We start from the raw sequence: 13,800 nt of genomic DNA on the forward strand, positions 1-13,800 counted from the left end.
TGAGTAATGAGTAATGAGTAATGAGTAATGAGTAATGAGTAATGAGTAATGAGTAATGAGTAATACCCATTACTTATTACTCATTACTTCAAAATTAAAGACAGTTGGAGTCGGGGATTCAAAACCCAACCAAATCTTATTTAGACAATTCCCTGCTTCACTAAGCCTTTGGTTTATAAGTTGAAGCAACGTGTAATTCTTTCAACTGTTTAGCATCTACACTCGAAGGTGCATCTGTTAATAAACAACGTGCTTGTTGTGTCTTCGGAAAAGCAATGACATCACGAATAGATTCTTCTCCAGCTAGCAACATCACCAAACGATCTAAACCGTAGGCGATGCCACCATGTGGCGGTGTACCATATTCAAATGCTTCTAGGAGAAAGCCAAATTTACTTTGCGCTTCTTCAGGAGATAAACCGATGGCTTCAAACACTTGCTGTTGAATTTCTCGCTGATAAATCCGTAGACTTCCGCCGCCAACTTCTACGCCGTTGAGTATCAAGTCATAAGCTTGGGCGCGTGCAGTCTTTAAATCGCTCAAATCATCAGGATGTGGTGCTGTAAATGGGTGGTGCAGTGCTTCTAGACGCTTTTCGTTACCATTCCACTCGAACATTGGGAAGTCTGTAATCCAGAGTAAGTTGATTTTTTCTGGATCAATTAAACCAAATTCTTTAGCGATCGCTTGCCGTAGTCTATCTAAAGTTTTATTAACTGTAGCAGCTTCCCCTGCCCCAAACAATAGCAAATGTCCAGCTTTTGCACCTGTGCGGCGTAAAATTTCTTGTTTTTGCTCAACGCTTAGGTTGTCTTTAATCGCGCCAATGGTGTCAATTTCGCCATCATCTCTGACGCGGATAAAAGCTAAACCTCTAGCACCGGCTTCGCTGGCTTCTTTAAATAAGTCACCGCCTGGTTTAATACGGACATTAGAAATTACATCGTTACCGTTGGGAATAGGGAGGATTTTGACGATACCACCATTGATAACAGTGTCCCGAAAGACTTTGAAACCAGAGTCTTTAACGATATCTGAGACATCAACTAATTCCAAATCATAGCGTGTATCTGGTTTATCACTCCCGTAACGTTCCATCCCCTCAGCATAAGTGAGACGGGGGAAAGGGCGCTGTAACTCAATACCTTTAACGGTTTTGAAGATATGGCAAACTAAATTCTCGTTTAACTCGATAATTTCTTCTTGGGACATGAAGCTCATTTCCATGTCCAATTGGGTAAATTCTGGTTGTCTGTCGGCGCGTAAATCTTCGTCACGAAAGCAACGGGCAATCTGATAATATCTATCCAAGCCGGATACCATCAGCAATTGTTTAAATAACTGGGGTGATTGCGGCAAAGCATACCACTCACCAGGATTGACGCGACTGGGTAGAACATAATCCCGCGCCCCTTCTGGGGTAGAACGGGTAAGTATTGGGGTTTCGACTTCGATAAAACCTTCCAAATCTTCTAGATAACGACGCATTGCTTTGACAATTTGATGACGCAGCTGCAAATTTTGTGCCATGCGATCGCGTCGCAAATCTAAATAACGATATTTTAGCCGCAAATCTTCCCGCACTGTTTCAGTATCAGCTACAGAAACTTGGAAAGGTAACTGTTTGCGGACAGCATTCAGGAGTTCAATTTTATCGGCGTAGATTTCTACCTCGCCTGTTGGGATGCGGATATTCAACGATTCTTCGGGACGTTGTGTTACCCTACCAGTTATTTTGACAACATATTCATTTCGCAGGGCGTTGGCATGTTCGTAAGAATCTGGGGTGCGTTGCGGATCGCTGACAATTTGGACAATTCCAGAGCGATCGCGTAAATCTAAAAATATCACCCCACCGTGATCGCGGCGACGGTCTACCCATCCGTAAAAGGTAACTGTTTCTCCAATATGTTCTTTTCGGAGTTCGCCGCAATAATGAGTTCGCATAAGTGTTAGTTCTGTTTGTCTGGGCTAGATTTGCAAGAAAATGTCAAAGCCTTCCCATTATCTAGCATCAATAGTAATTGTAGTAGTTCTGGTGAAATAAAAAATGAAATAATCTCACCCATATATATAAGTAATAAGTAATGAGTAATAAGTAATGAGTATTTACTCATTACTTGTTACTTATTACTCATTACTCTTCTCCCAAGGGGAGACGATGCCGCGCAACAGACTTGAGAAGCTTAAAGGATATGGCAGCTTAATTGGGCAGATCGAATAAAACTGTGGTCATGTAATTTTCTGCCCAAACTGGGCCAAAGGCTTTTTCTAGTACGCGGCGGGTTTTATCGTTTTGCTGCTGTTTGGTGCAGTAGTTGTGTTGTCCGGCAAGATTTTGTGTAACTTGTTCAACTGAAACGGGATGTGAGGCGATCGCTTGCATACAATGAATATCTAAAAATTCTCGCACCCGCGAAAGAAACATTGTTTCTTCTTCTGGAGAACTGGGGCGGACAAAGATGCAAAAATCCGAAAAAATATTTCCCCATTCAGGTAATTCACGGGGTTGGGAAAAGTTAAGCACTGTGAGCTGTGTCAGTGCAGAGGTATAAGATTCTGGTAAGGTGCGTTCTAATTGAATCGGCGAAAGGTCTGCGATCGCTGCACTAATTTGACCTCTACCCCCAACTAAATCGCAACCAAACATCGGCAGGTTGTATTCTGGACGGGGAAACATGACGCAGTGCAAGATATCCAGCATATTGCCGATTTTCGCCAGTTCCAAGTGCATTTTCCGAAACTGGGGCGTTTGATAGCAGCGATTTTCAATCGTCAGTTTTTCGCCTTCTAGTCTACCTTCCACATACCCCAACTCATCAGGCAAATGGTAGGGCGATAAATCCAGGTGCTGATGCCAAGCTGCCTCAATACAATCAGCTAGCTGACGAATTAGGGGATGTTGTTGCTCACGCAGCGAGGGCATAGAAGTAAATGACATAAGCTAGTTGGGAATGCGATCTAGTAGCCAGTCTACAACCAGTCGTGCCATACCTGTTGTGAACTGCAATATAAGCAAACACTTTATGGGGATTGGGCATTGGGCACTTGTACTGAGTTTCGACTACGCGGTAATCGAGCGAAGTCGAGATTCAACTACCGCGTAGCCGTTGGCGCAGCCTCTCCAAGAGTTGTATGGGGCTAATGACTATTGCTGCCAGAAATCAGTGACATCGTATCCCAATTCTCCTAGCATTTGCCGCAGCAGGGGTAAACTGAGTCCAATTACATTGCTGTGACAACCTGCGATTTTTTCGACGAAGAAACTACCAAAACCCTCAATGGCAAAGGCACCCGCACACTTGAGGGGTTCACCTGTGGCAACATAAGCTTCAATGGCCTTGTCGCTCATTTGAGCAAAGTAAACTCTTGTAACTTGAGACTTGACTAAAGTACGGTTTTCCTGTATATCAATTAAGGCGTGACCTGTGTATAAGTCGCCAAAGTTACCTTGCATTATCTGCCACCGAGCGATCGCTTCAGAAGTGTCTGCTGGTTTGCCATAAATTTCACCATTCATCGACAAAACTGAATCACAACCCATAATCAAAGCCGATTCAAACTGCGGGGCTACAGTTTTTGCCTTGTAGTCAGCAAGACTTTTCACCAATTCTGCTGGTTCACTTAGTTCAATTTGCGACTCATCAAAGTCACTAGGTCTAACTATCGGTTCAATACCAACAGTTTGCAGCAAGCGGCGACGGGCTGGGGAAGCTGAGGCAAGTACAAAAGCTGGAATTTTCATAAGATTTGAAAAAAACTTGACAATTAGGTATTGGGCACTTGTACTGCCCTTCTCTTACGAGACGCTACGCGTAGCTTGCTTCCACGTTCGCGTAGCGTGCCGTAGGCAAGTGGTACGACTCCGCGACTTGTGCCGAGCGACTCGCCCTGAGCGCAGTCGAAGGGAGCCGAGGTAAGCCGAAGTATTGGTTATTTCTCTTCATCTCCCTCATCTCCCTCATCTCCCTCATCTCCCCCACTCCCCATTCCCCAATTAATAGACAGAGAAAGAATTAACAACCTCATCAATCATTCGTTTAACTCTTTGCCAGCGTTTTTCAGGAATTGAAGCGTTGAAGGTAAAAAGTTTCCCACGACTAACAGCAACACTGGCGATGTTGTGTCGTTGCTGTTGATTGGGGAGATTAACCTCATACTCTAAAAGGTAGTATATTTTACCATCTACTTCTCGCTGTGCGGCATTGACTAATTCCGCCGAACGACCAGAGTCAGGAGGCGCGAGAGCCGCTTTTCCCAATTTATATCCTACTTCTGTTGGGGTTCCCAATTCTGACAAAGTTTTGCCTTCTGGAACTGGGCTAATGACAACCGAAACATTTTCAGAAACTTCAATCAAATCATGGAAAACCACATCTGGGCCATTGGCAACTTTCACTTGCAGCCAGCCGTTAGGATATAAAAACTGATAGCCATCACTAGTGTCTACAAAGCTTTTGAGTCCAGCCGCAGCCGCTACATCCGAATTACTCAGACTGAAGCTCAACGCCAATAACAAAATTAATACAATTCGTTTCCACATTTATACAGATTCCTTTGGGCTGGAGACAACACTAGGCTTGCATCATTTCTCGTCTTTATTGTCCCACCAAGCGGGACGCTTCGGATAACTCCGTGCCCTTTGCGTAAACCTCTGCGTTTCAAAAAAAATCTATTAAATAGGAGAGGCAGATAATTCTACCTCTCCTATGGGGATAAACTAATTACTTAAAGCTTCCTAGCTTTTAGTATTTGTTGGGTTTGTGAACAAGAAAGCTGAGAATTTGGCACTGCTTGATGTTGTCAAAACCCACAACCCGGATATAGCTGGTGTTGAATTGAGAACGGCAAGCTTGAACTTCGCTCAATACTTCTTGAGTGGATTTAGCACCGAACAAAGGCAACTTCCACATTGTCCAATATAATTCTGTTGGCTCAGAAGTTTCGTTAAACTCGATTGCTGGAATATAGCCTTGATTCAAAATGTACTGGATCTGCTTGGCAATTTGAGCATCAGTCAGGGGGGGCAGATAAGAAAGGGTTTCGTAACGACGTTCTTTTGGTAAAGTTTGCATAGTTTTTGAGAATGGGTTGCGATTTTTTACTACTAGGTTGACCGAACTAATTGGATAAGTTATCCAAATTCGGATCTGAAGTTGCTTGCTGTTCTGGTTGCAGGCTGGGGTTAGATGTGTCTATTCGTGTGATGCGTTCTAAATGCTGGCGACGCTGTTCCATGTTGGCTTGCTGAATGCCAGTGCGAACCATTTCCGGTAAAAATTCTGCAATTTCTTCGGCAATGTGTTCTCTGACAGTCATGATTCGCAAAGCCAAATCTGGTTTTTCTCGGAACAGTTGCTCAATGTATGACTCACCATTCTGAATTTTGCCAGACGAAAAGTTATGCAACCAAAGTTCTAATGGCGGATTCGTTTCGCCTAGCTGTGCCAATACTGTCCTTAGAGCCTGATAAGTCAGATAGCTTTGGAGAGTTTTGGCTGTGTCCTTCGCAATTTGCTTAAGATTCATGCTTGACCCCAGCCCTCAATGAATTTTAGATTGTGGATTTTGGATTTTGGATTAATCTAAAATCCAAAATCGCAAATCTAAAATTATCAGACGGTATCCATTGCTTCAAACTCGAACTTGATTTCTTTCCACAGTTCGCAAGCAACAGCTAGTTCAGGAGACCACTTGGCAGCTTCACGGATGATATCGTTACCTTCACGAGCCAAGTTACGGCCTTCGTTACGAGCTTGAACAACGGCTTCCAAGGCGACGCGGTTAGCGGTTGCACCAGGAGCGTTACCCCAAGGATGTCCCAGAGTACCACCACCGAATTGTAGTACGGAGTCATCACCAAAGATTTCTACCAGCGCGGGCATGTGCCATACGTGGATACCACCAGAAGCAACTGCCATTACACCAGGTAGAGAAGCCCAGTCTTGGGTAAAGTAGATACCACGAGACTTGTCTTGCTCAATGTAGTTTTCACGCAATAGGTCAACGAAGCCCATTGTGATGCCGCGCTCACCTTCCAACTTACCAACTACTGTACCAGTGTGGATGTGGTCGCCACCTGACAAACGTAGGGCTTTAGCCAATACACGGAAGTGGATACCGTGGTTCTTTTGACGGTCGATTACAGCGTGCATAGCACGGTGAATGTGCAGCAAGATACCGTTATCGCGGCACCAACGAGACAATGTGGTGTTCGCGGTGAAACCTGCGGTGAGGTAGTCGTGCATGATGATGGGCTGCTTGAGTTCTTTAGCGAACTCAGCCCGTTGCAACATTTGTTCACAGGTGGGGGCGGTGACGTTGAGGTAGTGACCTTTAATTTCACCGGTTTCAGCTTGGGCTTTGCTGATAGCTTCAGAAACGAACAAGAAGCGATCGCGCCATCTTTGGAATGGTGCGGAGTTGATGTTTTCGTCGTCTTTGGTGAAGTCCAAACCACCGCGTAAGCACTCGTATACAGCGCGTCCGTAGTTCTTAGCGGAAAGACCCAATTTGGGCTTAATGGTACAACCCAGCAAAGGACGACCGTATTTGTTTAACTTGTCGCGCTCAACTTGGATACCGTGAGGAGGCCCTTGGAAAGTCTTGATGTAAGCTACTGGAAAGCGAATATCTTCTAGACGCAATGCCCGTAGAGCTTTAAAACCAAATACGTTACCGACAATTGAGGTTAAAACGTTGGTTACAGAACCTTCTTCAAACAAGTCCAAAGGATAAGCAACGTAGCAGATGTACTGGTTATCTTCGCCGGGAACTGGTTCGATGTCATAGCAACGACCTTTGTAGCGATCGAGGTCGGTAAGCAAATCTGTCCACACAGTTGTCCAAGTACCTGTGGAAGATTCAGCCGCGACAGCCGCACCTGCTTCTTCGGGAGGAACACCAGGCTGAGGTGTCATACGGAACGCAGCTAGAAGATCGGTATCTTTTGGTGTGTAATCGGGTGTGTAATAAGTTAATCTGTAATCTTGAACCCCGGCTTTATACCCAGATTTGCTCTGAGTCTTCGTTTGAGCGTAAGACATAATTTTATCCTTCCCTGAAATCACTCTTGTTAATTATCAAATCACGTTTTGTGCAACTTTCCCTCACCCCGTTCTTGAACCCTTAAGCGAGGGGAAGATCAGGAAAAATTTTTGTTAGGAGTTGCCTTTGGCAGAGGTTAGCAGTTTTTTTGCGGCGGACACTTTGGTAGCGGTGGTAGCCCTCCTCACCAGTGTTTTCCCTTCTAGGGATACACGACCTAGCGCTTCTACTGTTCCCTCTTGCTAAAAATCAAAATTCTTTTTTATCTTTTCTTCGCACCCAACTAAACCTTCTCAATTTCACTAAAACTTCCACACTTGGCGGCTAGCATTTAGATGGATAATTCCCCCATAAATTAGGATATTCAGGGGATTGGGCTGGTTGGCACACATTCCCGCCTTCACACTTCTGATATCTTCCCCGTTCATGGAAAAGATACCAGAAAAGAATTTACTTGACAGAGATTTAGGAGAGTGGTGAGTGAACGATAAAAGAATTGCACACCACGCGATTTGTAACTTATTTCACAATATATCAAGAATTCGATAAGTTATTCTTTGAAAGTTTTTAACTTATCTATTTAATTTTGTTATTACATAAAGATTTAAACATTTTGTTACAAAAGCTTTACAAAGTGTCATCAGTGGTATCTGGGGATTGGGGAATAGTGACTGGGTATTGGGTAATGAAGTATTCCTAAATATTTATTTCCTAATCCCCAGTCCCCAATACTTCGGCTTACCTCGGCTCCGCTCGGCACAAGTCGCGGTTCCTGAGCGTAGTCGAAGGGCAGTACAAGTCCCCAATTCCCAATCCCCAATGTTTAAAAAATCCCAGCTAGGGGAACACTGGAATTAACCCAAAGCTATCTTAGGTAAACGCTATGGGTACTGTCTCCAAAGGAAATGTTACCGTGGTATTGTTTTGCAAGCGTACTAGTTTATTGATTATTTCTATCTTGCTGGGGTTGATAGCTGTGCCAAGTATGGGATGGGCACAAAAAACTCCTGACATCAATTCATCTGATGTAACCCCCGCTTACCCACCTTCTGCACCGCCACCGCGAGTAGAACCTTTGCCGGATGAACGGGGAGTGCAAGAACATTCGCCGGAAACTGATTATCGTGTCGGTAACTTACTAGAAGATGTTACAGGCAATCTTTGGGTAGGTTCTTGGCGCGGACTATCGCGGATTGATCCTAAAACCGGCAAGATTATTTCTCGTGTTAGTTTACCGAATGTTGCCATTGGTGCTTTAGCCCAAGACAAAGTAGGACGCTTGTGGGTGGGAACTTATGAGGGACTAATTCGAGTTGACCCCCGCACTAGCGAAATCACCGCACAGAATTTATTTTTGCCTTCTAAACGGGTGTTGTCCCTGTTACTTGACAAACGGGGTTATTTGTGGACTGGAACCGATAGCGGTTTAGCTCTCATTAGTCCTGACCAAGGCTTGATTATGACAACATTAAAAAATCTGCCTGGTGTCAGCGCTAACACCCTGACTTTAGATGCTGAAGGTCAAGTATGGGTTGGCACTCTAGATGGATTGGTGCGGGTAAATACTGCTAGTGCTGCGGTTATGAAGCGGATAACCGATTTACCAGGGACGACTGTACAAGCTTTGGCTATAAGTCCAGAAGGGTTAATTTGGGCGGGAATGCCAAATAATTTACTAGTTATTAACCCAAAAACTGGTGCAGTGTTGCGATCTGTAACTCGCCTGCGTGGGCGTGACGTAACAGCGATACGTTTTGCTAAAGATGGTAGTGTCTGGGTTGGGACTAGTAATGGTTTGTTACGATTAAATCCAAATACAGGAGCTGTGTTAGATGCAGAAGTTGCTGGACTTCCTTCTAGTCGGGTTCTTACCCTTGCACCTGATATCAGCAATAAATTATGGATTGGCACTAGTGAAGGTTTAGCTTGGTTAATGCCCAAAACCAACAGTGCAAAACCCCATCTTGCTTTCAGTCACGCTGTTAAATGAAAAGTTATGAGTTAGGAGTTATAAGTTAAAGAATTTTTTAAATTAAAAACTCCTAACTCCTCACTCTTAACTCCTCACTCTTAACTCCCCACCGAGAAAAATGGCAATCACTACCCAGCAATTAATTCAATGGAAACAACAAGGACGTTCAATTGTCGCATTGACGGCCTGGGATTATGCGATCGCTCAACTCCTCGATGCAGCTGGTGTAGACTTAATCCTCGTAGGTGACTCTATGGCAGTAGTTTTAGGGTATGAAACAACACTGCCAATCACTTTGGATGAGATTATCTATCATGCCAAATCGGTGCGCCGTGGGGTGAAACGGGCATTAGTAGTTGTAGATTTACCATTTTTGACGTATCAAGAAAGTCTCCAACAAGCGATGCACTCTGCTGGGCGGGTGCTGAAGGAAACGGGCGCTCAAGCGGTAAAATTGGAAGGTGGCTATCCAGCAATGGCCGAAACTGTGGCTCGTTTAGTAGAAGCCGGAATTCCGGTCATGGGTCATGTGGGTTTGACACCGCAATCGGTACATCAATTGGGTTTGCGCCAACAAGGTAAGACCCAAGAAGCCAGTGAGAGAATTTTACTTGAAGCGATCGCTCTGGAACAAGCCGGTGTATTTTCTCTGGTGTTAGAGCATATACCCGCAGATTTGGCAATGCAGATTTCCCAAAAATTAAGTATTCCTACAATTGGTATCGGTGCGGGAATTCACTGTGATGGACAGGTTTTAGTTACCTCAGATGTCCTTGGACTTGTAGAGAAGCATCCACCATTTGCCAAAGTTTATACAAATTTGCGCGAGACGATTACCAAAGCTGTGCAAGATTATGCCGTAGAAGTGCGCGCTCGGAAGTTTCCTTAACTCCATCATTAACCATGAGTGAGAGTGAAGCAACAAATTTATTAGCCGATCTTTTGGGGAGTGGAAAAACTGAGCGATTGGCTGCACAAATTAGGGTAGTCGGAATTAAGCCAGAGATTTGAGAAGCTAGCTACTAGATCACCAAAGTCTTTACAATTCCCTTGTTGACTCAAAAAGTATTTCTCGACTTATGACGAATCAAGCTCCTATCCCGGTTATTGTCAACGGTGCTGCTGGTAAAATGGGCCGTGAGGTGATCAAGGCAGTGGCACAAGCGCCTGACTTAAACTTAGTGGGTGCAATTGACCACAGTCCTGAACATCAAGATAAAGACGCTGGAGAGTTGGCAGGTTTAAGCGAACCTCTGGAAGTGCCGATTACCAATCAATTAGAGCCGATGTTGGGTTATGTAGCTGGCGACAGAAAATCTCCTCCAGGGGTGATTGTGGACTTTACCCATCCAGATTCAGTTTATGACAATATTCGTAGTGCGATCGCCTATGGTATTCGTCCTGTAGTTGGCACCACTGGCTTAAGCCCAAAACAAATTCAAGACTTGGCAGACTTTGCCGACAAAGCTAGCACTGGTTGTCTAATTATTCCTAATTTTTCCATTGGGATGGTGCTGTTGCAACAAGCTGCGATCGCCGCCTCAAAATATTTTGACCATGTGGAAATTATCGAACTACATCACAACCAAAAAGCTGATGCTCCTAGTGGTACTGCTATTCAAACAGCACAGTTATTAGGAGAATTAGGTAAAACTTTTAATTCTGCTCTTGTAGAAGAAACGGAAAAATTACCAGGAGCTAGAGGCAGTATAGCAGATGAAGGGATTAGAATTCATAGTGTGCGCTTGCCAGGATTAATTGCTCACCAGGAAGTGATTTTTGGCGCAGCCGGACAGATTTATACTTTACGACATGATACGAGCGATCGCGCTTGTTACATGCCAGGAGTGCTACTAGCGATTCGCAAAGTCTTAGCGCTAAAGTCGTTAGTATATGGATTAGAAAAGATACTTTAAACATACAATTGGGCACTCATGTTAGTACCACTGACTCGCCAGAAATTTGAACAAGTTGTCCCCCTAATTGCCACTGGTTTGCAGTACAAGTACTACTGGGGGAAGTTCTCAAATTTTTTGCAACGGCTGTTAATTTCTGTAGTTGCCGTAGTCGCTATTTTGCTTGTCACATTTGTTTTCAAGCTTGAGTTTGCTTCAATAGTATTTGTGCTAGGGATAGTTAGCGCTTTTTTTTGGCTGTGGTATCCGGTGTTTCAAGCAAGTATGCGGAATTTGCAATGCCGCCGTTATAAGTACGGCGGCTTTTTCCGTGGTCGAGTCATAGATTGGTGGATTACAGACCAGTTGATGGGTAAAACCGAAACAGTCAACAACAAAGGCGAATTGGTGATTGTAGAAAACCGAGAAAAACAGATAAACCTAGAAGTGGGTGATGATACAGGATTTACCATTGAATTTGTCGCACCACTACGTTCTGCCCACAAAATTATTAATCGCGGCCAAATTGCCGAAATGGTAGTGATGTCAAATCGCCCAGATTTGAGCAGTATTGAAGAATTCAGCGATATATATTTTCCCAGTCGCAACCTGTGGGTTAGTGATTATCCTTATCTGCGGCGGGATTTCTTTAGCGAAGTCGGTCGTCGCTTGGGTGAAGATCAACAACAAAAACCGCGTCGTCGGCGTCGGAGAGTAGAGGATTGAAATGGGGATTGGGGACTTGTACTGCCCTTCGACTACGCTCAGGAACCGCGACTTGTGCCGAGCGGAGCCGAGGTAAGCCGAAGTATTGGGGACTTGTGCCGAGCGGAGCCGAGGTAAGCCGAAGTATTGGGGACTGGGGACTGGGGGACTGACAAGAAATAAATTATCCATTTTGTGGGGTGGGCAACATGAGCCCTCTAAATCTGGGACGGGTGGGGACACCCATCCCACAAAAAATTTGGGATGTTTTTTATTTGTCAGTACCTGGTGATTTTGTTCTTCAAAGTATTGCCGAAGTTCCTCCGCTTCCTTAGAGGTTGTTTGAAAAGTATTTGGCTGTAGATTTGAAGTACTTACTTCTAGATCCCCCCTAGCCCCCCTTAAAAAGGGGAACCGGAATCAAAGTCCCCCTTTTTAAGGGGGATTTAGGGGGATCTATAAGATTTTGCTACCAACAACAGGACTTTTCAAACAACCTCTTAGGAAAAACTTGGTATTCGGTTTCAAGTTCAGTCCGATATGCCTCTATCAATTTCTTGATAGATTTGTATGAGACTGTGAAGTTTAGGGACTTCCAAAGAATAAATTACCCAATTTATTCAGATGATATTTTTCTTTTCTCCCTGCTCCCTTGCCTCTTTTTTAATAGCCCAATGGATGGCGGAAATCACCAACCACTTTGTCAAGTTCAGTAGCGATCGCTAGCAACTCCATCTCGCGCCACCGTTTTCCCACAATCTGCATCCCGATCGGTAAGCCATTGTGAGTTTGTCCTATGGGAATCACCACCGCCGGATGACCACTGAGATTAAAGGGCATGGTATAAGCTCCGTTTGCCACCGCATGAGGATAGGATTTGCCCTCAATATCAATGGCGCTCCAAGCCAGACAATGGGTAAATGCAGGGGTTGCTGTCACAGGAGTCAGCCATACATCCCATACTTCCAAGGCTTCATCGATTTGAGCAATGAAGCGATCGCGCTCGGTGAGTGTCTCAAAATATCCTTTTAAGCTGGGATTCAAAATTTCTGGCAGAAAGCTGCTGAAATTCCCCAATTTTCGCAATTTTTTGTCCCCTTGAGTTGCCGTGCGAAAGAGTAACTCTAAGCTGCGTAGCACATTATAGCGATCCTTGGGTTGGGCGTAGTTGTTGATGTATGCTTCCATCCGCCCGCAGAGGTTCCACACTGTCGATAAATCAAAGTCTTTGGGAAGCCAGCGTTCAACATAACTACCTGCTTGAGCAAGTTTTTGCACGGCTGTTTGTATTGCGCCTCGAATTTCCGCAGCAACGGGAACCTCCACCCATTCATCAATCCAAGCAATTTTCAGATCCTGCAAAGACTTGCCTGATGGAGTATCAAGAGGAACCGGTGGCACATCAGGGCGACGCAGATCCGCACCAGCGATCAGCGAGAAACAAAGGCGAATATCTTCGAGCGATCGCGCAAAACAGCCAATAGTCAACATTTGTCGCAAGCATAGCGGCATTCCCGGTACTTCCGGGATACTTCCGGCGGTGGAAATCCGGCGATCTGTTGGCTTTAAGCCATACACACCACAGAAAGTTGCAGGTTGGCGCACCGAACCCGCAATATCGTTACCTATATCTAATGGTGAAAGTCCAGCTGCAACAGCAGCAGCACTGCCTCCAGAACTACCACCGGCTGTGTAGTCAAGATTCCAGGGATTATTTACCCGGGGAAACAAAGAATTTGTACTTTGAAAATCACCAGCCAGTTCTGCCATGTTCGTTTTTCCAAGAATCACGGCTCCTGCTGCCCGCAGCCTTGCAACAACGGTGGCATCCTGTTGAGGAATGTAGTCTTTGAGAGGAATGTAACCTGCTGTGGTAAGGAGTCCTGCTGTTTCAAAGATATCTTTGATCGTGATGGGGACACCGTGCAGAGCGCCCCAGTATTCTCCTCTAGCTAGGGCTTCATCTGCAAGCTTTGCTCTGGCACGAGCATTGTCTTCGTCTAAGGTGCAAATTGCATTCAGCTTTGAGTTGTGTTTATAAATCTGCGCCAGGTAAGCATCGAACACTTCGACAGCAGAGACTTGGCGATCGCAAATCATCTGAGCAAGTTGATGAGCGGGTAAAAAAACTAAGTCACTCATATCATGTCCTACGAATCTGGGTTCTACCCCACCCTAAC

At 44.8% G+C, this 13,800-nt stretch carries 13 protein-coding genes; 5 read left to right on the forward strand and 8 right to left on the reverse strand.

Annotation, left to right across the window (positions count from 1 at the left end; genetic code table 11):
• Positions 1–160: 160 nt before the first annotated feature.
• The 7 genes from aspS to V7K50_RS13945 all read right to left on the reverse strand — a co-directional run bounded on the left by aspS (position 161) and on the right by V7K50_RS13945 (position 7,047).
• A complete protein-coding gene (aspS, locus tag V7K50_RS13915; protein ID WP_334960872.1) occupies positions 161–1,948 on the reverse strand; it encodes an aspartate--tRNA ligase in 1,788 nt (595 codons plus the stop codon).
• Positions 1,949–2,204: 256 nt separating this feature from the next.
• On the reverse strand, positions 2,205–2,942 hold the full coding sequence (locus V7K50_RS13920; RefSeq protein WP_334960874.1) for a phycocyanobilin:ferredoxin oxidoreductase: 738 nt from the start codon (positions 2,940–2,942) through the stop codon (positions 2,205–2,207).
• A gap of 207 nt (positions 2,943–3,149) precedes the next feature.
• A complete protein-coding gene (locus tag V7K50_RS13925; RefSeq protein WP_334960876.1) occupies positions 3,150–3,746 on the reverse strand; it encodes a Maf family protein in 597 nt (198 codons plus the stop codon).
• Positions 3,747–3,998: 252 nt separating this feature from the next.
• Entirely contained in the window at positions 3,999–4,544 is a 546-nt protein-coding gene (gene psbP / locus V7K50_RS13930; protein WP_334960878.1) for a photosystem II reaction center PsbP, read from the reverse strand.
• Positions 4,545–4,746: 202 nt separating this feature from the next.
• The gene (locus V7K50_RS13935) at positions 4,747–5,076 is read right to left on the reverse strand and encodes a ribulose bisphosphate carboxylase small subunit (protein WP_251959115.1); all 330 of its coding nucleotides are present in this window, start codon (positions 5,074–5,076) and stop codon (positions 4,747–4,749) included.
• A 46-nt stretch (positions 5,077–5,122) separates the two neighbouring features.
• Positions 5,123–5,530, reverse strand: a complete 408-nt coding sequence (gene rcbX, locus V7K50_RS13940; protein ID WP_334960881.1) for a RuBisCO chaperone RbcX — start codon at positions 5,528–5,530, stop codon at positions 5,123–5,125.
• 86 nt (positions 5,531–5,616) lie between these two features.
• Entirely contained in the window at positions 5,617–7,047 is a 1,431-nt protein-coding gene (locus V7K50_RS13945; RefSeq protein WP_094345525.1) for a form I ribulose bisphosphate carboxylase large subunit, read from the reverse strand.
• A gap of 884 nt (positions 7,048–7,931) precedes the next feature.
• On the opposite strand from V7K50_RS13945, the gene V7K50_RS13950 reads away from it, so the two are divergent.
• From V7K50_RS13950 to V7K50_RS13970, 5 genes are all read left to right on the forward strand, one after another.
• Complete coding sequence (locus V7K50_RS13950) at positions 7,932–9,038, forward strand: ligand-binding sensor domain-containing protein (RefSeq protein ID WP_334960884.1); 1,107 nt, start codon at positions 7,932–7,934, stop codon at positions 9,036–9,038.
• 100 nt (positions 9,039–9,138) lie between these two features.
• Complete coding sequence (gene panB, locus V7K50_RS13955) at positions 9,139–9,909, forward strand: 3-methyl-2-oxobutanoate hydroxymethyltransferase (RefSeq protein WP_334960886.1); 771 nt, start codon at positions 9,139–9,141, stop codon at positions 9,907–9,909.
• A 190-nt stretch (positions 9,910–10,099) separates the two neighbouring features.
• The gene (dapB, locus tag V7K50_RS13960) at positions 10,100–10,936 is read left to right on the forward strand and encodes a 4-hydroxy-tetrahydrodipicolinate reductase (protein ID WP_334960888.1); all 837 of its coding nucleotides are present in this window, start codon (positions 10,100–10,102) and stop codon (positions 10,934–10,936) included.
• Positions 10,937–10,954: 18 nt separating this feature from the next.
• Positions 10,955–11,641, forward strand: a complete 687-nt coding sequence (locus tag V7K50_RS13965; protein WP_334960890.1) for a phosphate ABC transporter permease — start codon at positions 10,955–10,957, stop codon at positions 11,639–11,641.
• 188 nt (positions 11,642–11,829) lie between these two features.
• Positions 11,830–11,955 carry a hypothetical protein gene (locus V7K50_RS13970; RefSeq protein WP_334960892.1) on the forward strand — a complete coding sequence of 42 codons (126 nt, stop codon included), beginning with the start codon at positions 11,830–11,832 and terminating at the stop codon, positions 11,953–11,955.
• A gap of 328 nt (positions 11,956–12,283) precedes the next feature.
• Here the strand turns inward: V7K50_RS13970 and V7K50_RS13975 are convergent, their stop codons facing one another.
• Positions 12,284–13,762, reverse strand: a complete 1,479-nt coding sequence (locus tag V7K50_RS13975; protein ID WP_334960894.1) for an amidase — start codon at positions 13,760–13,762, stop codon at positions 12,284–12,286.
• Between the last annotated feature and the right edge of the window lie 38 nt (positions 13,763–13,800).

The organism is Nostoc sp. (assembly GCF_036917135.1).
Lineage (GTDB): Bacteria > Cyanobacteriota > Cyanobacteriia > Cyanobacteriales > Nostocaceae > Nostoc.